The organism is Flavobacteriales bacterium (genome assembly GCA_016712535.1).
GTDB lineage: Bacteria > Bacteroidota > Bacteroidia > Flavobacteriales_F > PHOS-HE28 > PHOS-HE28.
The window spans coordinates 200733-224891 of record JADJQW010000003.1; the positions used below are offsets into that span (position 1 = coordinate 200733).

Consider the following 24159-nt stretch of genomic DNA (forward strand, 5'->3'; position numbering starts at 1 on the left):
GCCGCCCGCATCATGAACATCCAAGACCCCGAAACCAATGTGTTGCGCACCTTGCTGGTCGATGCTCCTCCGGCAGCGGTGTGGAAGGCACTGACCGATCCGAAATTGGCCCGTCTGTACATGGGCGCGATGCCTTGCTGCGAACTGCGTCCCGGAATGCCGGTGCAGTGGTTCGTGCGTGAGGAGAGCGGCGACCAGACGCTGGTGGCCAAGGGCACGATCATGGCCGTGCAGCCGACTGAGCGCCTTCGCTACACCACATACAGCCCGGCGAGCAAATTGCCCGATGAGCCTGCGAGCCATACCACAGTGGATCTTCATCTGATCCCCGATGGCGATGGAACACGCGTTGAGCTTTGGCAGGGTGACTTCGCGGGATTGCCCGATGCCGCCCGACGTGCCCGCGAGGCCGGACGCAATTGGGTGGAGCATCTGGTGGGCCTGAAGCGCGTATCCGAGGAAGTTTGGGAGGCGAAGGCCGCCTGAGGAAGGACAAGAAACGGGAGCGCCGGGAGCAATTGCTCCCGGCGCTCCTTCATTACCGAAGGGTCAGAATTCGATGACCGACTTGCGCTGCTTGCGCGGCTTCTTCGGATCTCCTCCGCATCCGTCATGCAATAGTTGCGCACCACGAATTGCGCATCCTTGTCGCCCATCTCTGCGCAGCGCCTGAAATCAGGGCATGCGGCGTTCTTGTCGCGCTTGGCATAATGGCAGTCGGCACGGTAGAAGTAAGCCGTGCGCTTCTCTGGGTCGTCGGATTCGATCACGCGCGTGAAGGTGGCGATGGCCGCATCGTATTGCTTGTTCTCGAACTGCAGCACGCCCAGGCTCATCCAGCCGCCGGGGATGTCCGGGTTCAGCCGCATGGCTAGCTCGAGGTCGGCGATCCCCGCTTCTTCCTTGAATTGCTCGCCCCGCACCACGCCGCGCAGGAAGAGCGCCTCGGCATGCTCGGCCTTCAGCTTCGGGGGGCGAGGTCGATGGCGCGGTCGCAATCGCGGACGGCTTCTTTCAGGTTGCCTTGCGTGATGTGAACGGCCGAGCGGCTCACATACAGGCGTGGGTTGTCGGGGTCGAGCTTCTCGGCTTTGGCGTAGTCCATAAGCGCCCCGTGGAAATTGCGCTGACGCTGCTTGATGTCGCCGCGGAATTTAAGGCCGCCATCCAGCGACGCATCCTGCTTCAAAGCGCTATCCGCATGCGCCAGGGCGATGTCGAGCGAATCGATCTCATAGGCGGCGCGGGCGGCGAGGAGGTGGTCCTCGGCGCTGCGCTGCGCAATGAGCGGTGCGTTGAGCAGAAAGAGCAGGGGCAGGGTGCCGATGCGGGTCATGCGGTGCATTTGGGTCGGGGCCGGGCGAAGATCGTGCAAAAGCAAGGCGACTCAGGGCAGGTGGGCGATCCGGTCAACGGTCCAGGCTGCGGTGGGCGCGGCGAAGAGCGGCTTCACGGTGGGCCATACTTCGCTGAAAACATCGCTGGTGCGGTAGCGCTCCAAGTCTTCCGGGCTCTCCCAGTGGCTGTAGGTGAAAAAGATGCGCGGGTCGCTGGTGTCGCGAAGCAGCTCGAGGTGCGTGCAGCCGGGGAAGGCCCGGATGCGGGGCTTCCACGAATCGAAAAGCTCCAGGAAACGCTCGGCGTTCGATGGTGCGAAGGTCATTTTCACGATGCGGACGATCATGCTGCTCTCGATTTCGCTGGCAAGATCGACTACCGAGCACGAATGACCTTCCCGCTCTCCGTCCTTGCGATGCGCCGCAGGGCCTGCACGCGACGGGGCCATTCGTGCGGATGGAGCACTTCCATGACCTTCTCAAGAACTTCGGGCATCACTTCCTCCTGTGGCCGTTCGGTCTCGAGCACGAGCATCACGGCTTGGCCGAGCACGGGGTCTGGCACATGGGTGAAGTAGTGCGGGTAGGGGATGGCGCCCGCCGTCTTCGCCTCGAGCTGCTCGGGGAAGATCTTCTTGCCACCGCTCAGGATAACGTTGTCGATGCGTCCGAGCCAGCGGAAACGGGTGTCGTCGATCAGCTCCACCAGGTCATTCGTAACGTGCTGTTCAGTGGTGAGATGCGGGGTGTACACCACGAGGCAGCCGCGCGGGTCGCGGGCGAAGTGGCATGCGCCGAGCGCCGTGAAATGGTCCTCCTGCGCCGGCCCGTTCAATGGGCGCAAGGCCACGTGCGTCACGGTCTCGGTGCTGCCGTAGCTCTGGAAAACCCGTGCATCGAGCGTGCGGGTGTCTTCCATCAATGCCTCGCTCACAGGGCCTCCGCCGAGCAGGATCGTCCCGAACTGCCGTTCCACGCGCGCACGGTCCTGCTGGATTGCGCGGTGCAATTGCAGCGGCACCATCGCAACGAAACGGAATTGGTCCTGGACTTCCAGATTGTCAAGGACGCTACCGCGCGGGTCGATGAGGTGGATGTCGAGTCCCAGCGCGAAGGCCCGAACGAGCATCATCTTGCCAGCGATGAACTCGCTCGGAAGGCAATGGAGCACACGGTCGCCAGGCCGCAGGTCGAAGGTGGCGCCTGTTAGCCGCGCGCTCAGCACCAGGTCGCGGCGGGGAATGTTGAATCGCTTCGGCGGACCGGTGGTGCCGCTCGTTGTTGCTGGCAGCCCTCCGCGCTTCAGCACGAGGTGGAGCAAGGTGTTGAGCACCTCACTGTGCCAGTCTGTCCGGCGTTTCTCGCGCAGCTTGTCCACGATGCGGTAGTAGTCGAGGCCCGATAGGTTCATGCCATCGACGGTGATGCGCTCGAAAGCCTTGACGATGGAAGGATAAGATGCGCGCGCGGCCATCAGTCGAGCATCGATAGGTCCCAGGCCTCTTCTGGACGGTAGCGCAGGAAGCCCTTCTCAGCGATCAAGGGCGAAGGGATGTTGTTCGTGTACACCTTGCCAGTCCCTAGTCCTTGCGCAGAGCTCACGTTCAAGGTTGCGGTGAATTGCGCGATCGCATTCAGACCGATGCTGCTCTCGAGGGCTGATGTAATCCACCAGCCGATGCCGCGTGCCTGCGCCAATTCGATCCATTCACGTGCCGCGCCCCAGCCGCCGACCAGGCTCGGCTTGATCACGATCCACTGCGGCTTCACATGGTCCAGCAGATCCACCTTGGCGTCGCGCGTGTTCAGGCCGATCAGGTCCTCGTCAAGGGCGATGGGGACCGGTGTGGTGGCGCACAATTCCTCCATCACTTCATAGAGCCCTGGAGGCACTGGTTGCTCAATGCTGTGCACCTCGAGCTCGGCCAGCCGCTTGAGCACTTCAGGGGCCTGCCGGGCATTGAAGGCGCCGTTGGCATCCACGCGCAAGGTGATGTCGCTGGCGCTGAATTCTTGCCGGACTCCTTTCAGCAAAGCGAGTTCATCGTCGATGCCGATGGCGCCGATCTTCATCTTCACCGTGGTGCAACCGCTCTCGATCTGCTCGCGGATGCGCTGCTTCATGGTGGATCTGTCGCCCATCCAGACGAGGCCATTGATGGGGATGCCGCTTCGGCCCAGCGTGAATTCGGAGGGGAAGAGCGTCTTGGTGCCGCCCGCTTCCAGGTCGCGCAGGCATTGCTCCACGGCGAAGCGGACGCTCGGAGCATCCACGAGGTCGGTCATCGTGCGTCGTGCCCAGTTGTCGGTGCGCTCACAGAGCTCGGTGAGCTTCAGTTTCACGTCGGCAGGGAATTCCTTGCTGTGGCCTGGGAAGAGTGCGGCCTCGCCAATGCCTTTCAGCTCCGGGGCTTCTTCATTCCAAGCGATCAGGTACCAGACCGTGCGCGCATGGATGGGGCCTTTCGACGTGCCGAGCTCGAAGCGCGGGTTCAGCGTGCGTTCGATCCAGCGCGCCTTGATCATGCCGCAAGGATAAGCCCGGCGCTGAAGGCGAGCGCCATGAAGAAGGTGGTGAGCGCGAGCTTCTTCAACTGCGGGTCGAGCGAGGCGGGATCATGCGCGCGCAGGACGCTGCGCAGGTGGGTGCCGAGTGCAGGCAGGGTGATCAACCAGCCCCATTGCGGCATCGCGCGGAAAGTGAGCGCGGTGAATGCGATCAGGGCGATCAGGCCGCTGGCGATGAGGATTCCGTGGTAGCCCTTGGCGGCATCGAAACCGAGGCGCACGGCCATGGTGATCTTCCCGCTGGCCTTGTCGTTCTTGATGTCGCGCAGGTTGTTCACGTTGAGCACGCCTGCGCTGAAGCAGCCGAAAGCGATGGCGGGCAACAGGATGATGGGCTCAATATGCCTCGCGTGCAGGAACACGGTGCCGCACACGCCCACGATGCCGAAGAAGAGGAAGACGCTCAGATCCCCTAGGCCGGCATAGCCGTACGGATTCCTGCCGAAAGTGTACTTCACCGCAGCGCTGATGGCGAGCAGTCCCAGCAGCAGGAAGGCTAGCGTGGTGACGGAGAAGCCGAGAGCCGTGACGATGAGCGTTATGCCGGAAGTGAACGCGAGCGCGCCGCAGACGATCATCGCGCGCTTCATCTGCGCGGGCGTTATCGCGCCGCTCTGCACCGCGCGCTGTGGCCCGACTCGTTCGGCATTATCAGTGCCGTGCTGATGATCGCCGAGGTCGTTGGCAAGGTTGCTCAGGATCTGCAGGAGTATGGCGGTGAGGAGGGCGAGGGTGAGCACGGATTCCGAGAAGTGCCCCGGCCCTGTCCGATACTCGAAGTCGAAGGCCAATACGCTGCCCACGATGATGCTGCTCACCGCCAAGGGCAGCGTGCGCAGGCGGAAGGCGGAGAGCCAGTGCTTCAGGTCAGCCATCTCAAGCGCGCAGCTTCTTGAAATACTCCCGAAGCACCTTCGGGCTCAGCTCCGCATCCGTGCGCACCACAAGCACTCCAGGCTTAATGTGCTCGCCATAGAGCCATTCCAACGCTCTCTGCAACGCGCCTTCATCCTTCGCTTCCATCCACGGCAGCTCGTAACTCTTCACCAGCGCGAGCGGATCGCGGCCGTGCGGCGCCTCGAACCATTTCAGCAATTCGGGATGCGTGTCCGGCCCTTCGATGTATCGGAAGATGTTGCCGCCGCCGTTGTCGATGATGATGATGCGCAAGGCAGGGGAGATGTGCGCGTTCCAGAAGGCATTGCTGTCGTAGAGGAAGGCCGTGTCGCCCGTGATCAGCGTGGTGGGCCGCTGCGAAGCGAAGGCGCTGCCCACCGCCGTGCTCGTGCAGCCATCGATGCCGCTGGTGCCGCGGTTACTGAACCAGCGCAGCCCAGGCTTTCGGTCGAACAGCTGCGCGTAACGCGCCGGCGTGCTGTTGGCCAGGTGCACATCGCTGCCCTCGGGGATCCGCGCAAGGATGGCCTCGAAGGCTTTCAGGTCGCACCAAGGCGTATCACTGAGGATGGCATCGTGCTTCCTTCTTTCCCGGTCATCCACCATGCGCCACGCCTCGCCATAGATGCTCTCGCCGCCGATCACGCTTCCGGTCAGCTGCGCGAAGAAAACCTCGGGAGAGACCGCGATATCGTGCGTGAGGCTCTGATAGGTGTCGTAATGGCGCTGCCCGAGGTCGATGTTCCAATGCTGAGCGGTCTTCCATGCGCGCAGGAGGCCTTTGATGCGTTTGCTCACCACGGCCCCGCCGAACGTGATCAGCAAGTCCGGCTTAAGGTCAGGTTCATTCGCGGCATTGACGCCTTCTATCGCGCGGTCGATGCAGGTGATGAAGGCGGCATCGTCCAGGTTGCTGGTGGCCTCGGTCATCACGGTCACCTGCGGCAAGGAGGCGAGCTGCATGAGCTGCTTCTTCAAGCCTTCGCTCCAGATGCCCTGGCCCGCCAGCACCATCACCTTCTTGCAGGAGCTCAATTGGCCGACGAGCCAGCGCGCATGCTCAGGCAGGATGAAGGGCTCGGTCATCACCTGTGCGATGACTTTCGTATCCCCGACGTGATCGACAGTGTTGTACAGCGGTTCTGCGAAGGGCACGTTCACATGCACCGGACCGGGAACGGGGAGGAGCGTGGCGTCGATGGCTTCGTTGATCAAGCGACCGCAATGCCAGCGAGCCAGATCATCGCTTGCGAGCCTCGGCAGCTGCACGCTCTTCTTCATGTGCAGCGCAAGCACGCCTTGTTGGCGGATGGCCTGCCCTTCGCCCTGATCCACCCATTCCTCCGGTCGATCGGCTGTGATCACCAGCAACGGCACGCGCTGATAGAAAGCCTCAGCGATCGCGGGACCATAATCCAAGACGGCGCTGCCGCTGGTGCAGATCATCGCGACCGGAGCGTGGAGCTGCTGCGCCATGCCCAGAGCGAAGAAGGCCGCGCTGCGCTCATCGATGACCTGCAGGCACTGCATGCCCTCAAGCTTGCTGAAGGCGACTACCAGCGGGGCGCTGCGCGATCCAGGGCTGATCACCGCGTGGCGGATGCCCTTGGCCAAGCAGAGCCGCGCGAGTTCCGCAGCGGCTGGGTGATCAGATGTCGTCATGCTGATTGTGGCGCCTAAGCTACCGGCGGTTGCCGAGCTCTTCGATCAAGCTGAGCCAGGATCGTGCCTTCAGCTCCACTTCGTTGCACTCGGCTTCGGGGTCCGAAGAGCCGGTGATGCCTGCGCCGACATGAACCAATGCGCTCTGTCCGGCGATCTCCATGCATCTGATGTTCACGAAGAGGTGAGCCTGTTCCGCCTCCACCGGACCCCAATAGCCAGCGTACAGCGATCGGGGCCTTGGTTCCAGTGCACGGATCTGCTCAAAGGCCTCGGAAGCGGGCTTGCCGCCAACTGCTGGTGTGGGGTGCAGGGCCGCAGCGAGGCGAAGCGCGTCTTGCTGTTCACTGATCGCCGTGATCCGTGTATGAAGGTGCGCCAGGTTCGCAGAGCGTTTCACAGCCGGTTCATCCACCCGCACTTCGCGGGCCCCGTTAGCCAGCAGGCAATCGGCGATCTCTGCGGTGACGATCCGCTGCTCCTCGCGCTCCTTTTCGCCCCAAGCCTCCGCGGTTCCTGGAGCGAGGGAAGCGGGCAAGGTGCCGGCAAGGGAGTCCGCTTCTATCCGGTTCCTTTCAGCGCTGATCAAGCGTTCCGGTGTGGCGCCGAGCCATTTTCCGAAGCGGTTGGTGCGCGCCAAGGCAACGAAGGTCGATGGGTAAGCGGCGCATGCGGCTTGGAACAAGGCCCCTGTCGTCACGTGGCCCAATTCTGTTGCGATGGTCCTGGCTAGCACCACTTTCTGCAGGTGACCGGTTCGGATCGCGTTGATGGACTGCGCTACCGCGTTGCGGTATCCTGCGCGATCAAGGCCGCGGACCAGCGTATGCTCTCGTCCGTCGGTTCGTTCCGCGATTCCGCTCAGAGTCGCACGGTCTTCATCGATCGCAAGGACTATGTCCGGATTGATGCAGAGCACGGGTCCTTCGGCCGGGTCGAACGGAGCAAGCACGAAGCACTGCTGGCCTGGATGCGGTGTCTGCAATTCCGCGCTGTGCTGCACGTAGGCGCGCGCATCTTCCCCGGGCAGCCGGAAAGCAGCGAACGTGGCCTTGCGGCGAATCAGCTCATCGATCAGCGCGGTACCGGTCAATGCCGTTCGATGATCAGGTTGGTGAGACGGCATGCAGCACAAAGTTCTCCGGCCTCATTCCTTACCTTGATGTCCCACACATGCGTGGTCCGGCCCTTATGCAGCAGATCGCCGGTGGCGGTCACCATGCCCGAGCGGACGCCCTTCAGATGATTCACGTTCAATTCTATGCCAACGGTGTCCTTGCCTTCCACGCCTACGATCAGCGCAGAGCCAACGCTTCCTAAGGTCTCGGCCAGGGCAGCAGTGGCACCGCCATGCAACAGGCCCATGGGCTGCACCGTGCGCCAGTCAACAGGCATGGTGGCGCAAAGGTGGCCGCTCATGTCCACGCTGAAGCGAATGCCCAAGTGTGATACGAGGGTCTTTCCGCCGAGAGAATTCGCTTGCTCGGCTTGTTGCACGGTGAACGCCATGCGCCAAAAGTACCTGCCTTCCGGTAGGCCGTGCCGGACCATCTTTGCGGCATGGCCAATGCGCGCATCCTGTTGGTTGAGGACGAGCCCACGCTCAGGAGCACGCTCAGGCTGAACCTGGAATTGGAGGGCTACGCGGTCACAGCGGCGCAAACAGGCCCAGAGGCACTGGAGCGCCTGCGCGGGGCGCATTTCGATGCCGTGATCATGGATGTGATGCTGCCTGGAATCGATGGTTTCAATGTGATCGAGACGATCAGGTTGGAAGGGAATAAGGTGCCCGTGCTCTTCCTTACTGCCCGCACGGCGACTGATGATAGGATCCGCGGACTTCGCGTCGGGGATGATCATCTGGGCAAACCTTTCGACCTGACCGAACTGCTGCTCCGATTGGGGAAGCTTGTTGCCCGAACGGGCGCTCATCAGAAGGAAGGTCTGGACACTTTCACATTCGGTGGCGGCAGCATCAATTTCACGGCGTTCGAAGCTGTGGGCACGAATGGGACCACCTATCAGCTCACCTATCGTGAAGCCTTGCTCTTGCGACTGCTCGTTGAAAAGGCGGGTGAGGTGGTCTCTCGGGAGGAGATCCTGCGGAAAGTTTGGGGCTATAATGTCTTCCCGACCACTCGGACAATCGACAATTTCATTGTAGCCTTCAGGAAGTACTTCGAGCCGGACTCCCGGATTCCCAGGCACTTCCACTCCGTAAGAGGGGTGGGCTACAAGTTCGTACCCTGAATTTTCCAGGCGCACCGGCAACCCATTCGGCCGGGCACCGTCTTCTTCCCAACCAAGGTCGTTCTTCCTGACTTTGGGCTGGTTCCAATCATTCCTTGCAGGTTTACCGCGCAGGGGTCCTTTCCAAAGGGCCCCTGTTCGGTTTCCAAGGGGTTTCATAATCTGTCAGCATTTCGGCTTCATCAAGAGCTTGCAGCCTATGAAGCACTCACCTATCTTGCGGCGGCTTTACCACTTGACAGCCAACACACTCATCCGTTCCCAAATGAAACTACGCTCCGCACTCACCGCGATGATCGCCGCTGCCACCATCGCACCGGCCGCATCGCAAGGCACGGTCGACATCGGCCTTTTCCGCAACGGCGATAAGCTCGAAGTGCGCATTCGCCCAACGGAGAATTTCAATGGCATCGTTTCCAGCATCGTGTTCGCCGTGCGCTGGGACCGCAATTCCGGTGCGAGCTTGGGCACGCTGACCCAAGCAGGAGCTCCTGCGCAGTTCCTGCCGCTGGCGAAGAGCGGGGCCGTGCGCGAGCACGGCGCGTTCAACTATCAGGTCTATGCTGGCTTTGGAATGCTCCCGCTCATGGAACTGGAGACATCCTTGGCTGCGGGCAGTGAAACCGTGATCGCTACGCTGCCTGTGACCGGCAAGGGTGAGTTCGAGATCGTGAACGATGCATTCACCGCGGAAGCAGTGAACAACGCGGACTATTACATCTCGCTCGGTGGCCGCGATGTAACCGGCAGCATCTATAAGGGCTTGGCCACGGCCGAAGAGGATGGCAGCGTGAGCATCCTCCCTAACCCCAACAATGGCCAGTTCACCTTCTCCTTCTCGGTCGGCTCGGCGACGGATGTGACGATTGAGGTGGTCAATGCCTTGGGCCAGGTTGTCTTCAACGACATGCTTCGCAACTTCGAGGGAACCTACCGTAAGGAGATGGACCTCACCAGCATGAGCAACGGCGTCTACTATCTGAAGATTAAGCGCAACGGGGAAACCTCGACGCACAAGATCGTTTACCGGTAGTCCGCTCAATCGGATTCTGAGGGAACAGGGGGCTTCGGCCCCCTGTTTCTTTGCTCAGGTTATGCAGCAGTGGCAGTAGGAGCTGGAGGGGTCATGCGAGATGGGTATGTCCGGGTCGAGCATCTCCTTGATCAGTTCAAGGAGCAGGTCATCGATCCTGGTCAGCTGAGCTCGATTGATGAGGGTGCTGCCTTCGAGGTCCAGCCAAGCGGCATCGGTCAGGGAACTGTGGCGCAATGGGATGATGCCCGCTTGCACCGAGTCGATCGATTCATCGCCATGAAGCGCCAAGGAAGCGTAGATCATTAGCTGCAGTGCTTGTTGCTTCCCTGCCGAGAGCTGCCCTCGGCTCAGTTCCTTCATCTGTATTTTCGAATGATGAAAGGATCCAGTCTTGATGTCTAGCACGCAGAGGACGCCGTCCCGTCGCTCCAATCGGTCGGCCATGCCCCTGATGCGGGTGCCAGGTCTCAGTTCCGCGCTCATCTCGTGCTCCACCGCCACAGGGATTGTCCTTTCGAGCGCTGCCCGGTCGGCTTCTGCACGCAGCACCCTGCGCAAGGCTGCAGCGGCCATGGAACTGCGGAGCATCGAGCTGCCGGATTCGATCATTTCCAACGGGTAATACCGGGCCAGGGCAGTGCGCACATGCTCATCAGCGCCCTGTGCGGCCTCCAATAGCCGCTCCCGGCTCAACGGGATACCCAGCCAGCCACTGTAGATGCGTTCGGCAGCATGATGAACGGCTGTGCCCAGTACATCATCACCGAACCCGATGTCGACTTCTTTCTGCTCGTTGATCCCAAGGATGTACTTCGCGTGGAAATCCATGGGGCACCTCAGCCAGGTGGCCATTGCCGTGGGCGAGATACCTCTGGCGATCAGCGCTTGGATGCGTTCGATGACCCTGGCATCCTTCCGGATGATGGGTTCAGGCCTCGCATGCGATCGCGTTCCCGCAGCGGCGACCCTGCGGGAAAGGCTTATACGCGAAGAAGCACCGAATTCATGCTCCCATTGCTCCATGAAGCGCGCTGGGGATCCGCTGCCATCGGGTGCCGGGGCATGGGCCATGATGAAATGCTCCGAACCTTGCAGCAGCCGATGCACATGATACGAGGAGACCGCTTCGGAATCCGCGCGCAAAGGGAGCTTGAAATGGCGCCTGAGGTCAAAGGGAATCCAGCTCTGGGTTCCGTCCTGGCCGATCAGGATGCCCTCCGATGCTCCGACGAGCAGCACGTGCTTGAATGACAGCGCGCGAGTCTCAAGCACACCTAGGACTTGCAGGCCGCGCAACGGCTCGCCGAAGAAGCTGATGCGCGCCTGACCGATCAATCTTTCCCGGGCCGTGATGATGTCCCTTGGCGTGGCGGTATTCGCCTCGTTGCGCTGCATGGCCAGGCGCAGCTCGCGCTGGAGCACCGCCATGTGGTAGGCCTGCTCACGTGCCAAGGCGTCATCTGGCCGGACAGCGGCAACCCAGCGGAATAACGCCTGAAGAAGCGCATCAGGATCCTTCGAAGTGGGACTGAGTGCAGCAAGCGCCGCTTCCGGGAGCCTGGACTCTTGCAGCGTGGCATGGGCTTGTGAGGCATCCAGGCTCGGCCATCCGTCCTTGGTCAACGCTGCCGCCAATCGGCTGGTTGCTTCACCTTGGTGAAGCAACGGATGGTTGAGCAGGGCTGTAAGTTCATCGGTTCGCACACGGCCACCGGCTTGCAAGTGGTACCGGAGGAATCGATCGGCAAGGCCGTGCAAGGGGAGTGCTTGCACGGGCACGCCCATGGAGACGTTCATGGGGCCGATGTCGCTGGGCATCGCTTGAAGCAAGGGGAGCAGCAGTTGCTCATCGGCGAGCACGACCGCGGCTTGGTCTCGTTCATGGGGCGGCAGTTGCGCGGCCCAATGCGCCGCATATCGGCACATGGCCATGCGATCCGGCAGGGACACGAGCTGCACGTTCCGGTTTCCGCCTGTGATCGTTTCGGAAACGCTGATTTCGCCTTGGCCCAAGGCCTTGATCGATTCACGCAGGAATCGCCCCGCTTCATGGTCGCTATTGTCGAGATAGAAGGTGTCCGCATCCCAGCAGACGCGAAGCTTGCTGCGTTCTCGAAGTGATCGGAGCACCGACTTCAGCGATGGCTCCAAGGCATTCAGGCCGGCGGCCCACACCATGTCCCATGGCGATTGCCAATCGGGCATGTTGGCCTTGCGCTCGGCTTCGCGCCCGATGGTTCCTGCGGTACCCAAGCCGCGTTCGGCCATGGCTTCGGCGAATCGCAGATGCAGTTCTCTGGTCTCGGCCCAGCGCTGCACCGCTTGCTGCTGCGATTCGGAGAGTGGTTCAGTTGTGCGCAGGCTCCATTCCTCGATTTCATGATAGTTGCGCAGATCGCGGTAGAAGTCTCCCAGGTCGAGCAAGTGGTTATCGATCTCGCTGAAGTCTCGCAGGGTAGTGGGCGCCCACTCCAGGAATTCGACCAAGGACTGGGCAGAAGGTCCGGCCAGTTCCTGATGGCAACGATGCAACGCCAGCAGCAGGTCAGCCGGTTTGCCCTTCCGCCAGCCCGATACGCGCTCCAGGAAAGCGCCCGGATCGAGCATTTCGGGGCTCCAAAGGGCGTGGCCGGACCTTTTGGCCAGGTACTTTCGCAGGTGCAAGGCGGACCTTCGGCTGGGAAGCACGACCAGCACCCTATCCAATTCGCGGTGATGGTGCTCCAGGAGCAAGCCTGCTAAACGATCAAGGAAATGCTCCATGGCGGCGGAAGATAGGATCGGCCTCTGGGGCTTCCCCGCCTTCAGGAAGCTGGTGGGCGGTGCGCACTACTACCGGATCGACGGGCCACGGGACTTCGTGGAGGTCCAGCGAGTGGGCAGTCGACTGGTGCGGCATGCGGTGAACCAGGCCCCTTATCCGGAGCAGCTTCGCATCGCTGAGATGCTTTCGTGCACCGATGGCCGTTTTGAGCCGCTCGATGAGGATGCGTGGGCTGAGCTTTGGACGGCTTCCGCTACCTTCACCACCGGTCAAGCTCCGGCAGGCAACCCCGGCGGCCCTGAACCTGTCGAATGAACATGAATCGATTCCTTAGCGTTCTGGTCTTAGCCTTATTCGCAGCTCCCACTGTGAACGCCACCCACATCATCGGCGGCGAATTGTACTACGACCATCTTGGCGGTGGGCTCTACAACGTGACGCTGAAGCTCTACCGCAATTGCGATGCGACCGTTGACTTTGATGCGCAGGCCGCGATCGGGGTGTTCGACGGGGTGAATTTCTCGTTGCTCCAAGTCCAACAGCTTTCTTTCCCGGGCGCCACCGTCGTGCCCGTTGTCTTGGAATCTCCGTGCCTCACCTTGCCCCCGAATGTCTGCATCGAGTCCACCTCGTACACGGGGACCTTCAACCTGCCGCTGACGGATAACGGATACATACTCACGTACCAGCGGTGCTGCCGGACGGGCATCATCGAGAACCTGATCGGTCCCGGTGATCTCGGCATCACCGTGACCACCCGGATACCCGGATCGAGCGTGCCGGTGAACAGTTCACCGCGCTTCAACCAGCTGCCTCCCGTGGCCTTGTGCCTCAACCTGCCGCTCGCGTTCGACCACAGCGCCAGCGATCCCGATGGCGATTCGCTCGTGTATTCGCTGGCCAACCCATTGAATGGCGCAACCGCCGGGGCACCTCAACCCAATCCGCCTGCCCCGCCGCCCTACGATCCGGTGCCTTGGGATGCGGGCTACGATGAGAACTACCAGATCGATTCGGACCCGGCCATCACCATCGATCCGGTTACAGGCTTGCTCACTCTTACGCCTACGCTGCAGGGCGTCTTCAACGTTGGGGTGCGCGTGCAGGAGTTCAGGAACGGTGAGCTGCTCACCGAGACCAGGCGCGATTTCCTTTTCAAAGTGGTGGCCTGCGATGCTACGGTGGTGTCTGCGATCCAGGAGCAGACAGAGTTCTGCCAAGGCTTGAGCGTGCAGTTCGTGAACAACAGTGTTGGCGCCACTGAATTCCAATGGGACTTCGGCGATCCGAACAGCGACCTCGATACCAGCACGGAACAGAATCCGGTTTGGAGCTATAGCGGGCCAGGGACCTATGCGGTGACCCTGATCGCGAATCCGGGAACCACTTGCGCTGATACCATCGTGGTGAACTACGACTTGTACTTGGCGCCATCGCCGGTGATCATTCCGCCGCCGCCCTTCTGCGGCAATGACCCCGTAACACTGGTGGCGGAAGGCGATTTCAACGCGGGTGCCAGCATCCTTTGGCAGCTGGGCAGCGGAAGCGTGCCGGAGACCAGTACGGACAGCATCGTTACCGTTCAGTTCCCAGGGCCCGGAACGCACGAGGTCACGGTGATCGTGGCCCAGAACGGATGCACGGGCTTCTACACGGACAATGTGGTGAATTATGGCCTCCCGGACGCGAGCTTCATCGCCGACCCGTTGCCTCCCCAGCAGATCGGCACCTCGGTGGTGTTCACCGATACCAGCTCGCCCAATGGCGGTGTGATCACCAACTGGAATTGGGCCATGCAAGGCAGCGTGTTCGCGCCATCCGACCCCATCGCGAATTGGAATGGCGGCTGGCCCGGCAACTATGAGGTGGTGCTCACCATCACCACAGCCGATGGATGCAGCGACCAGGCTAGCATGATGTACGAGGTGCTCGGCGGGCCCATCGTGATCCCGAACGTCTTCAGCCCGAATGGCGATGGCGCCAATGAGTTCTTCGAGATCAGCAATGTGCAGTACTACCCGAATGAGCTCACCATCTATTCCCGCTGGGGCAACAAGGTTTACGATACGCTGAACTACAAGAACACATGGCGCGGTGATGGTGTTCCAGATGGCACCTACTACTACGTCCTGTACCTGAGCGACGATCGCGAGTACAGCGGCCATGTGACGATTTTGCGTTGATGGTGAACTGAATCCCATGATGCGCACCCTGCACCGATTCGCTACCAGCGCTCTGGCATGCGCTATGGCCGGTTCAGCATGGGCAACGCACATCATCGGCGGGGATATGTACTACGACCACCTCGGCGGGAACCAGTATCAGGTCACCTTGCGGCTCTATCGCGATTGCGGCCCCGACAACACCAATAACACGGCATTCGATGCCAGCGCGCAGATCGCGGTGTTCACGGCCAATGGGGCCTTGTTCACCGATGTCGTCGTTTCGGATCCGGGGGAGACCGTAGTGCCGGTCACGCTCAACGACCCCTGCCTCACGGCGCCCCCGAGCGTATGCGTCCGCACCACCGTTTACATCCACACATTCACGCTTCCTCCTACGCCAGGGGGCTACACGATCAGCTATCAGCGCTGCTGCCGCACGCCGGCCATGGTGAACCTGTCGGGCCAGCAGGGCCTTACCTGCACCATTTCGATCCCAGGTCCGCCGAGCAATGTGAACAGCTCACCGCGCTTCAACGACTATCCGCCCATCGCGCTGTGCCTCGATCAGGACATGAGCTTCGACCACAGCGCCACCGACCCCGATGGGGATCAGCTCGTGTACGGGCTCTGCTCACCTTTCCAAGGCGCCGATAATATCAATCCCGCTCCTCTGGCCGGACCACCGCCCTACGATCCGGTGAGTTGGGCTGCCGGTTACTCCGGCGCCAATCCGATCAACAGCGCGCCGCCCATCGCCATCGATCCCGCCACCGGGGTCCTAACGGTGCACCCGACGCTGCAAGGAACCTTCACGGTCGGCGTATGCGTGAGCGAATTCCGCGATGGCAGCCTCTTGGGCATTTCCCGCCGCGACTTCATGTTCCGCGTGGTGCCTTGCAATGCGGCGGTGAGCGCGATCATCGCTGCGCAAGGCCCTGGACAAGCCTGCTCGCTCACGCAGGCGTTCAGCAACCAGAGCATCGGCGGGCAGTTCTGGCTTTGGGATTTCGGCGATCCCTCGACCACCCTTGATGTGAGCACCGCGCAGCAACCGAGCTATACCTATCCGGCGCCAGGCACCTACTCGGTCACGTTGATCGCGAATCCGGGCGCTCCCTGCGCCGATACCACGGTTGCCGACTATCTCGTAGCACCTTCGCTTCAGCCCACCTTCACGGTGCCGCCCCCATTGTGCGGGCCGCAGGAAATCTATTTCCTCCTTGCGGGCAACATCGGCATAGCGCCCACCATCGAATGGAGCTTCGGCCCAGGCGCATCACCCCAGACCGCGCAGAGCATTGCGCCGACCGTGCAGTTCGAGCCCATCGGCGCGCAACAGGTCACCGTTACCGTGAGCGAGTTCGGCTGCAGCGGCACCTTCAGCGCCAACCTGCAAGTGCACCCGCAACCGGTCGCCGCCTTCGCTGAGCAGGACAGCTTCTGCGATACGCTCGGCTTCACGTTCGCCAACGAGAGCGTCGATGCCGCGAGCTACCAATGGGACTTCGGTGAGCCAGGGACTGCGGCGGATGTCAGCTCGCAGGAGTCGCCATCCTGGATCTATGGGGTGCCTGGCTACCACGCCGTGACGCTGATCGCGCAGAATGGCCCCGTTTGCGCCGATACGGCCATCCGTGTCTTCGATGCCCATTTGCCACCGCCGGTCTTCTTCCTGCGCCCGCCGATCCGGTGTCCCGGTGAAGTGGCATTGCTGAATGCCAGCGGATCGCAAGGCAGCGCGACCGTTGCTTGGGATCTTGGCCTGAGCGGATTCCCGAACGCATCAACGAGCCTCAACGTGCAAGGCATCTTCCCGGAGGTGGGCACTTACCCGGTGACGCTGACCATGACCGAGTTCGGCTGCACCGCGAGCTACACCGATTCGGTGACGGTATTCCCGATGCCTACGGTCGATTTCACCAATGGATCGCTGGCCTGCGTGGGCGCGGAATTCCCGTTCAACGCATTGGTCACCGCCGCCACACCGTATTCCTTGCTCTGGAACCTCGGCGATGGAACGACCGCCACGGCAGAAGCCCTCGTGCACATCTATCAGGATCCCGGGCGCTATTCGGTCTCGCTCACGGCCAGCACCAGCACCGGCTGCGTGGCCACCGTTACGCGCAACAAGCCCGGTGCGGTCGAGGTGTTCCCGAAGCCCGTTGCGGCCTTCACGGCGCTGCCCGATGAGGTGAGCATCATGGATCCCCGCATCGAGGTCGCCGATTACAGCTCGCTCGCTGCAGAGTGGCTCTACGCCATTGAAGGTGAAGAAGTGACGGATTCAGCCTTCGCGCACTCCTTCGCCGATCCCGGCCAGTACACCATCACGCAGATCGTGACCACCGAGCATGGCTGCATGGACAGCACCGCGCGCCTGGTGATCGTGAGCGGCCATTTCTTCTATGCGCCGACCGCCTTCACGCCCGATGGCGACGGGAAGAACGAGGCCTGGCGCCCGAGCGTGGTGGGTGCGCGCGAGTATGAGCTGGCCATATGGGACCGCTGGGGCAACGAGGTCTTCCGCACCAATGATCCTGAGCAGGGCTGGGATGGCTCGGGGTATAGCTCGAGCGTGTTCGTTTTCTGGGCGCGCGTGAAGGAGTGGGGCGCCTACGCGAAGGAGTACCGTGGGCACTTCAGCATGCTGCGCTGAACATCAAGCTGCGCCGCGCTTCCCCAATTCGATCACTTCCAGGTCCTTCGGTTTCCCGCCTTCGAGGGTGAAGCGCATGGCCGTTCTCATGGTATGCCATCCATGCCGGCCAGCGGCACCGGGGTTCATGTAAAGGCAATTCAGCTTGGGGTCGAATTGCACGAGCAGGATGTGCGAATGCCCGCAGATGAAGAGGTCCGGCGGGTCGCGGCGCAGCTCGTCGATCACCGCACGGTCGTAGCGCGGCGGGCGCCCGCCGATGTGCGTGATCCAGACGCGCGCGCCGCCCAGCGTGAAACGTTGGTGCTCTGGAAACGTCGAACGCGCCTTCACATCGTCGATGTTGCCCCATACCGCGCGCAGGGGCTTCCGCTTCGCCAGTTCATCGGTCACGCTGAGATCGCCGATATCGCCGGCGTGCCAGATCTCATCGCATTCGGCGAAGTGATCCTGAAGTCGCGGATCGAGCCAGCCGTGGGTGTCGGAGAGCAGGCCGATGCGGGGCATGGGGCGAAGATGGCTGAAGGTTGGAGGTTGAAGCGAAGGCAGGTTGAGGGTTGACGTGGGCGAGCTCAACCTTCAACCCTCCACCCTCGACTCATTCAAGCAGTAGCGTGAAAATACCTTCGCCCCGCCCTGCATGGAGATCCTCCCGCGCTATTTCCTCGAGATCGCTTTCTGCGGCACGGCCTATCGCGGATGGCAACGGCAGCCCGACGCGCCCAGCGTGCAGGCGGAAGTTGAGCGCGCGCTGCAATTCGCGCTGCATCGGCACAAGGTGAACGCGGTCGGTTGCGGCCGCACCGACACCGGCGTGCATGCCACGCAGTTCTTCCTGCACTTCGACGGGCCCAGCGACGCGCCGCTGGATGATCGCTTCATGTACAGCCTGAACAGCTTGCTGCCGGACGACATCGCCGTGAAGCGCGTGATCGCCGTGCCCGACGATGCGCATGCCCGCTTCAGCGCCACGGAGCGCGGCTATTGCTACCGGATCCACCGGGAGAAGGATCCCTTCCTCACGGACCTTTCGCACCAGCTGAGGCCCGCCCTTGATGTGGCGGCGATGAACGAAGGATGCAAGGCCCTCATCGGCACGCGCGACTTCAGCAGCTTCCAGAAGGTGGGCACCGATGTGAGGACCAGCATCTGCGACGTGCGTGAAGCCGTGTGGGCCGAAGCACCGAACGGGTACGTGTTCCGCATCAAGGCCGATCGCTTCCTGCGCAACATGGTGCGCGCCATCGTGGGCACCAGCATGCGCATCGGCAAGGGCCAGCAGCCAGCCAGCCACATGGCCGAGGTGCTTGCCGCCAAGGACAGGCATGAGGCCGGGCGGAGCGCGCCGGCCTGCGGGCTTTACCTCGAGCATGTCGTGTATCCCTTCCTGCCGAGCCATCTTCGCGGCCCACTTCAGGGATGAGCTCCACCGCACAAGGCAAGGCATTCGACCGCAAGCTCTTCGGGCGCGTGTTCGCGTTCACGCAGCCCTACCGCGCGCTGTTCTGGACCACGTTCGCCCTCACCATCTTCCTGGCGGTGCTCGGCGTGGTGCGCCCGCTCCTCATGGGCGACATGATCGATGACTACGCCCTTACCGGCGATGCACGCGGCCTGTGGATCGTGACCCTCGTGGTGATGGCCCTGCTCGTGATCGAGACCATCGTGCAGTTCTACCAGGCCTACTGGACCGCCTGGCTGGGGCAGGCCGTCACCTTCGATCTTCGGCAGAAGCTCTATGCCCGCATCATCGGAAACAAGCTCCGCTGGTTCGACCGCACGCCCATCGGCCAGCTGGTGACGCGCGTGATCAGCGACATCGAGACCATCGACGACATCTTCTCCCAGGGGCTGCTCATGATCATGGGCGATATCCTGAAGCTCGTCGTGGTGGTGGCCGTGATGTTCGTGGTGAACTGGAAGCTCGCGCTGCTCAGCATGGTGCCCATCCCTTTGCTGCTCTGGAGCACCAACATCTTCAAGAACAGCATCCAGAAGAGCTTCCAGGATGTGCGTACGCAGGTGGCGCGGCTCAACACCTTCGTGCAGGAGCACATACAGGGCATGGCGGTGGTGCAGGTCTTCGGGCGAGAGCAGCAGGAGTACGAGAAGTTCAAGGCCATCAACAAAGAGCACCGTGCGGCGCATATCCGCAGCGTGCTCGCCTACAGCATCTTCTTCCCGGTTGTCGAGATCCTCAGCGCCATCTCGCTCGGCTTCCTCGTGTGGTGGGGCGTGAAGGATGTGCTGGCTGGCTTCGCCACGCTTGGTGATGTCTTCGCCTATATCCTCTTCATCAACATGCTCTTCCGGCCCATCCGCCAGCTGGCCGACCGCTTCAATGTGCTCCAGATGGGCATGGTGGGCAGCGAGCGCGTGATGAAGGTGCTCGATACGGATGCCGGCCTATCGGACGAGGGGGCCTTGAGCGTCGACGGACTGCGCGGCGACATCCGCTTCGATGGGATGTGGTTCGCCTACACCGATGAGGCTTCGGCTGAAGAAGAGCATTGGGCGCTGCGCGATATCAGCTTCGAGGCGAAGGCGGGCCAGATGATCGCGCTCGTGGGCGCCACCGGCAGCGGAAAGAGCAGCATCGTGAACGTGCTGAGCCGTGCCTACGATTATCAGAAGGGCGCCGTTTATCTCGATGGCGCTGACATCCGCGAATACAAGCTGAGCGAATTGCGGCGCGCCATCAGCGTGGTGCTGCAGGATGTCTTCCTCTTCAGCGATACCATCCACAACAACATCACGCTGAGCGATCCGGCCATCACCCGTGCGGAGGTGATCATGGCCGCGCAGGAAGTGGGCGCGCACGACTTCATCCTGAAACTGCCCAAGGGCTACGACACCGAAGTGGGCGAGCGCGGCGGCATCCTCAGCACCGGCCAGCGCCAGTTGCTCGCCTTCATCCGCGCGGCGGTGCATAAGCCCGCCGTGCTCGTGCTCGATGAAGCCACGAGCAGCGTGGACAGCCTCAGCGAGCAATTGATCCAGCAGGCCACCGAGCGCATCACCAGCGGTCGCACCAGCATCGTGATCGCCCATCGGCTCAGCACGGTGCAGCACGCTGACCGCATCCTTGTGCTCGATAAGGGCCGCATCATCGAGCAGGGCACGCACCAGGAGCTGCTGGCGCAGGAAGGCGCGTACAGGAAGCTGTATGAGCTGCAGTTCAGATGAGAGCGAACAGGGCGGGCATCAGCCCTTCATCCTGCGCTTCCTTTCGGCCACGATCAGCCTCAGCTCTCTTCCCATCTGCCCGGCCACGCTGGTGTTCTCCTGCGCGCGGCGGATCAGGTAGGGCAGCACGGCGCGCACCGGACCGTAGGGAACGTACTTGGCCACCTTGTAGCCGGCTTCGGCCAGGTTGTAGCTGATGTTGTCGCTCATGCCTAGCAGCTGCGCGAACCATACGCGGCGGTCGTGGCGCGCGATGCCATGCTCTTCAAGGAGCCGCGCGAGCAACAGGGAACTCTGCTCATTGTGGGTGCCGGCCATCACGGCCATGCGATCGATGTGCGCCACGCAGAAGCGCAAGGCCTCATCGTAGTCGCGGTCCACTGCGGCCCTGTCGGCATGGATGGGAGAGGGGTAGCCCTTTTCCGCCGCGCGGTCACGCTCCTTCTCCATGTAGGCGCCGCGCACCAGTTTAACGCCGAGGTGGTAGTCGCCTTTCTCGGCAGCGGCGAAGGAGGCTTTCAGGAAGGCGAGCCGGTCGTGGCGGTAGAGCTGGATGGTGTTGAACACGATGGCGCTCTCCTTATTGAAGCGCTCCATCATGCGCGTGGCCAGTGCATCAATCGCGGGCTGGTACCAGCTGTCCTCGGCATCGATGAGCACGGGGATGCCCGCATCGTGCGCGGCTTGGCAGATCCGTTCCACCCGTCCTTGCACCAGCTGCCATTCGTGCGCATCATCCGCACTGAGCGCGTCGTTTCTGCTGATCTTCTCCAACAGCGCCGTGGGCGATAGGCCTGTGACCTTGAATACGCTGAAGGGAATGTCCGTGCGCTGCTTGGCCGCCGCGATGGTGAGCAGGATCTCGTCGCAAGTATGATCCAATGAATCGTCGTCCTCCTGGCCTTCCACGCTGTAATCGAGGATGGTGCCGACGCCCACATCGCCGAGCTTCTGCGCGGTGAGCAGGCTCTCATCGATGGTCTCCCCACCGCAGAAGTGCTTGAAGAGCGTGGCCTTCACCGCCCAACCGATCGGAAGGCGCAGCGCAAGGGCTGCTTGCGTGAGCACGCGTCCGGTGGCGTTGAGCCAGGGGATGCCGATGATGCGGAAGAGCCAGTAGGCGCGAAGCAGGCCGCGATCGGTGTACTGACGGAACGCGATGCGCGTATCGCCGAGATCGGGGACCGAGATGGGAGGCGCAGGGGCCGTGGACGGCATGAGGGCTTCCTTCGTTCCTTTGGCCGGAAGGCTTTGCTGAAGGGCGGCCAAAAGTAGAGATGGTCCCGAAGCGCGTGGAAGCAATTGTCATGGATGCCGGGCGCCATCCGGTGGCGCTTGGCGCTGGTGCCTTGCGCGCCCTCGACCAAGATGTGAAGGAGGCTGAGGCCAGCGCGCATTTCATCCTGGGCGATGAGAACACCCTTCGGCACTGCTTGCCGGAACTGCTGGCCCATTCGCCGCGCCTGCGCGAAGCGGAGACCATCGGCGTGCCGGCAGGGGAAGCGAGCAAGGGCTTGGCCGTGTGCCAGGACATCTGGCAGCACCTCACCGCGCGCGCTGCCGATCGCGAGGCGTTGCTGATCTGCCTGGGCGGCGGCGTGGTCACCGATCTCGGTGGCTTCATCGCTGGCGCGTACAAGCGCGGCATCCGATGCATGCATGTGCCCACCACGCTCATGGGCATGGTCGACGCGGCCATCGGCGGCAAGGCGGGCATCGACCTCGGCGGCGTGAAGAACGTGGTGGGCGTGTTCCATGATCCCATGGGCGTGTATGTGCACGTGCCCTTCCTGAAGAGCTTGGGCAAACGCGAGCTGCTCAATGGCGTGGCCGAGATGATCAAGCACGGCCTCGTGCGCGATGCATCCCACTACGAAGCGCTGCGCGAAGCGCCGTTGCACGACCTGCATGCGCTCACGCCGCTGGTGGAGCGCAGCGCGGCCATCAAGGCCGAAGTGGTGAAAGAGGATCCCCGCGAGGGCGGAATGCGCAAGCTGTTGAACTTCGGGCATACCATCGGGCACGGGATCGAGGCATACTCCTGGGAGAGCCCGCAGCGTGCGCTGCTGCACGGCGAAGCCGTTGCCATGGGCATGATCTGCGAGGCCTGGCTCAGCTGGCGGCAGGGCCTGCTGCCGCGCGCGGACAACGACCGGATCGCCGCGCACCTGCTCTCGCTTTACAGGCCTTTCGCCTTGCAGGGCGATGAGCACCACCGCATCATCGAGCTCATGCGCAACGACAAGAAGAACTCCGGCGGTCAGTTCCACTTCACGCTGCTCACGGGCATAGGCAGCGCGCAGGTCGATGCGGCGATCACTGCCGCGCAGGTGCACGAAGCGCTGGAGCACTACCGGCTGCTGGTCCGGGGCTGAGGTCCAACTTTGCCGCCGATGCCTTCCATTACCATCACAAGCCCATCCGCGACCATCCGCGCCCGCATCGCCCTGCCCCGCAGCAAGAGCATCAGCAACCGCGCTTTGCTCATGGCTTCGCTTTGCGGAGACCTGGACCTGGTGAGCGGCTTAAGTGACGGCGACGACACGCGGGTGATGCGCGAATTGCTCAGCGAGGGACCCGTAGTGATGGACTGCGGGGCAGGCGGAACCACCTTCCGCTTCCTGCTCGCTTGGGCCAGCGTGCGCGAAGGGGAAGAGCACGTGCTCACCGGCATCCCGCGATTGCTCGAACGGCCGCACGATGATCTGGTACATGCGCTGCAGCGGCTCGGCGCCGACATCGAGCGCGTGCCCGAGGGTTTCCGCGTGCGCGGCCGGGCATTGAAAGGCGGAGAGGTGCGCTTCGACTCCCCCATCAGCAGCCAATACCTGAGCGCCCTGCTCATGATCGCGCCGCGCATGCACGAGGGCCTCACCCTGCGCTGGACCGGTACGCGGCTGAGCGAGCCCTTCGTGCACATGACGCTCAAGATGCTCGCGCACTTCGGCGTCTATCCGCGGCTGGAGCTCGATGGCGTGCGCGTGGACCCCGGTGATTACATCCCCGCGCCGATCACCGTGCCGCCGGATTGGAGCAGCGCTGCATTCTGGTGCGAGATCGTCTCGCTCTGTCCCGGCAGCGAGCTCGTGCTGCAAGGCCTCACCGACGACACCATGCAAGGCGATCGCGAGGCGCAACAGCTCTGGGCGCCGTGGGTGGAAACCCAATTCACCGATGCAGGCGCGCGAATCAGCCATCGCGCATCACCCGGCACATGGGAGGAGCTCCCGCGCAACCTGAAGCAGGTGCCCGATCTTTTCCAGCCGCTGGCCTTCACCTTGGCCGCGCTGGGCCAGCCTGCGGTGCTCACCGGCCTCGACAACCTTCGCGTGAAGGAGACCGATCGCCTGCAAGCCGTGGCCGATGCGATCCAACGCATGGGAGGTGACGCCGCCTTCGCCGATGGCGCGTTCGCGGTGAAGGAGGGCATCACACATCCGGTGGACGCGCCTTTCGACCCCGACCACGATCACCGCATGGCGTTGGCTCTTGCGCCTTTGGCGTTGAAACTCGGCACCATCATCATCAGTGATCCGCAGGTGGTGACCAAGAGCTATCCGGGCTTCTGGGTAGATCTTCAGAGCGCGGGATTCGGGGTGCAGTTGCACGAGTGAGGGCGATTGCGATCTTCGACCGGT

The 24159-nt window shown here is 62.4% G+C and carries 21 protein-coding genes; 10 read left to right on the forward strand and 11 right to left on the reverse strand.

What is annotated here, in order from left to right; all coding sequences use genetic code 11:
- Positions 1-12: 12 nt before the first annotated feature.
- A complete protein-coding gene (locus tag IPK70_11005) occupies positions 13-486 on the forward strand; it encodes an SRPBCC domain-containing protein (protein MBK8227690.1) in 474 nt (157 codons plus the stop codon).
- 475 nt (positions 487-961) lie between these two features.
- Here IPK70_11005 and IPK70_11010 read toward each other — a convergent pair whose 3' ends face one another.
- Genes IPK70_11010 through IPK70_11045 form a run of 8 tightly spaced genes read right to left on the reverse strand, consistent with a single transcriptional unit; the run spans position 962 to position 7973 of the window.
- Complete coding sequence (locus IPK70_11010) at positions 962-1336, reverse strand: hypothetical protein (GenBank protein ID MBK8227691.1); 375 nt, start codon at positions 1334-1336, stop codon at positions 962-964.
- 51 nt (positions 1337-1387) lie between these two features.
- Positions 1388-1684, reverse strand: coding sequence for an antibiotic biosynthesis monooxygenase (locus IPK70_11015; GenBank protein MBK8227692.1), 297 nt, complete (start codon positions 1682-1684; stop codon positions 1388-1390).
- Positions 1685-1713: 29 nt separating this feature from the next.
- Positions 1714-2811: an AMP-binding protein gene (locus IPK70_11020; protein MBK8227693.1), complete on the reverse strand. Its 1098-nt coding sequence runs from the start codon at positions 2809-2811 to the stop codon at positions 1714-1716.
- Complete coding sequence (locus IPK70_11025) at positions 2811-3863, reverse strand: o-succinylbenzoate synthase (protein MBK8227694.1); 1053 nt, start codon at positions 3861-3863, stop codon at positions 2811-2813. The genes IPK70_11020 and IPK70_11025 overlap by 1 nt, the downstream gene beginning before the upstream one ends.
- Positions 3860-4780, reverse strand: a complete 921-nt coding sequence (locus IPK70_11030; GenBank protein MBK8227695.1) for a 1,4-dihydroxy-2-naphthoate polyprenyltransferase — start codon at positions 4778-4780, stop codon at positions 3860-3862. The genes IPK70_11025 and IPK70_11030 overlap by 4 nt, the downstream gene beginning before the upstream one ends.
- Before the next feature lies 1 nt (position 4781).
- On the reverse strand, positions 4782-6464 hold the full coding sequence (gene menD / locus IPK70_11035) for a 2-succinyl-5-enolpyruvyl-6-hydroxy-3-cyclohexene-1-carboxylic-acid synthase (protein ID MBK8227696.1): 1683 nt from the start codon (positions 6462-6464) through the stop codon (positions 4782-4784).
- Positions 6465-6483: 19 nt separating this feature from the next.
- Positions 6484-7590 (reverse strand): chorismate-binding protein, encoded by a 1107-nt coding sequence (locus tag IPK70_11040; protein ID MBK8227697.1) that lies wholly within the window; start codon positions 7588-7590, stop codon positions 6484-6486.
- The gene (locus IPK70_11045) at positions 7554-7973 is read right to left on the reverse strand and encodes a hotdog fold thioesterase (GenBank protein ID MBK8227698.1); all 420 of its coding nucleotides are present in this window, start codon (positions 7971-7973) and stop codon (positions 7554-7556) included. The genes IPK70_11040 and IPK70_11045 overlap by 37 nt, the downstream gene beginning before the upstream one ends.
- A 51-nt stretch (positions 7974-8024) precedes the next feature.
- On the opposite strand from IPK70_11045, the gene IPK70_11050 reads away from it, so the two are divergent.
- Complete coding sequence (locus IPK70_11050) at positions 8025-8714, forward strand: response regulator transcription factor (GenBank protein ID MBK8227699.1); 690 nt, start codon at positions 8025-8027, stop codon at positions 8712-8714.
- 265 nt (positions 8715-8979) lie between these two features.
- A complete protein-coding gene (locus tag IPK70_11055; GenBank protein ID MBK8227700.1) occupies positions 8980-9747 on the forward strand; it encodes a T9SS type A sorting domain-containing protein in 768 nt (255 codons plus the stop codon).
- Between the two features lie 54 nt (positions 9748-9801).
- Here the strand turns inward: IPK70_11055 and IPK70_11060 are convergent, their stop codons facing one another.
- Entirely contained in the window at positions 9802-12513 is a 2712-nt protein-coding gene (locus IPK70_11060; GenBank protein MBK8227701.1) for a PD-(D/E)XK nuclease family protein, read from the reverse strand.
- Between IPK70_11060 and IPK70_11065 the strand changes: the two genes are divergently transcribed.
- From IPK70_11065 to IPK70_11075, 3 genes are read left to right on the forward strand one after another with little or no spacing between them, the layout of a single operon-like run.
- Complete coding sequence (locus IPK70_11065; GenBank protein ID MBK8227702.1) at positions 12512-12829, forward strand: hypothetical protein; 318 nt, start codon at positions 12512-12514, stop codon at positions 12827-12829. The two genes, IPK70_11060 and IPK70_11065, sit on opposite strands and share 2 nt — an antisense overlap.
- Before the next feature lie 2 nt (positions 12830-12831).
- Entirely contained in the window at positions 12832-14697 is a 1866-nt protein-coding gene (locus IPK70_11070) for a gliding motility-associated C-terminal domain-containing protein (protein ID MBK8227703.1), read from the forward strand.
- A 16-nt stretch (positions 14698-14713) separates the two neighbouring features.
- Positions 14714-17335: a PKD domain-containing protein gene (locus IPK70_11075; GenBank protein ID MBK8227704.1), complete on the forward strand. Its 2622-nt coding sequence runs from the start codon at positions 14714-14716 to the stop codon at positions 17333-17335.
- A 3-nt stretch (positions 17336-17338) separates the two neighbouring features.
- Here the strand turns inward: IPK70_11075 and IPK70_11080 are convergent, their stop codons facing one another.
- Positions 17339-17842 carry a metallophosphoesterase family protein gene (locus IPK70_11080; protein MBK8227705.1) on the reverse strand — a complete coding sequence of 168 codons (504 nt, stop codon included), beginning with the start codon at positions 17840-17842 and terminating at the stop codon, positions 17339-17341.
- A 133-nt stretch (positions 17843-17975) separates the two neighbouring features.
- Here IPK70_11080 and truA point away from each other — a divergent pair, with 133 nt between their 5' ends.
- A complete protein-coding gene (gene truA / locus IPK70_11085) occupies positions 17976-18758 on the forward strand; it encodes a tRNA pseudouridine(38-40) synthase TruA (GenBank protein ID MBK8227706.1) in 783 nt (260 codons plus the stop codon).
- The gene (locus IPK70_11090; protein ID MBK8227707.1) at positions 18755-20521 is read left to right on the forward strand and encodes an ABC transporter ATP-binding protein; all 1767 of its coding nucleotides are present in this window, start codon (positions 18755-18757) and stop codon (positions 20519-20521) included. The genes truA and IPK70_11090 overlap by 4 nt, the downstream gene beginning before the upstream one ends.
- A gap of 18 nt (positions 20522-20539) precedes the next feature.
- On the opposite strand, the gene IPK70_11095 is transcribed toward IPK70_11090, so the two are convergent.
- Positions 20540-21739, reverse strand: coding sequence for a proline dehydrogenase family protein (locus tag IPK70_11095; protein MBK8227708.1), 1200 nt, complete (start codon positions 21737-21739; stop codon positions 20540-20542).
- A gap of 74 nt (positions 21740-21813) precedes the next feature.
- On the opposite strand from IPK70_11095, the gene aroB reads away from it, so the two are divergent.
- Positions 21814-22896 (forward strand): 3-dehydroquinate synthase, encoded by a 1083-nt coding sequence (aroB, locus tag IPK70_11100; GenBank protein MBK8227709.1) that lies wholly within the window; start codon positions 21814-21816, stop codon positions 22894-22896.
- 18 nt (positions 22897-22914) lie between these two features.
- Positions 22915-24135 carry a 3-phosphoshikimate 1-carboxyvinyltransferase gene (locus IPK70_11105; GenBank protein MBK8227710.1) on the forward strand — a complete coding sequence of 407 codons (1221 nt, stop codon included), beginning with the start codon at positions 22915-22917 and terminating at the stop codon, positions 24133-24135.
- Positions 24136-24159 lie beyond the last annotated feature (24 nt).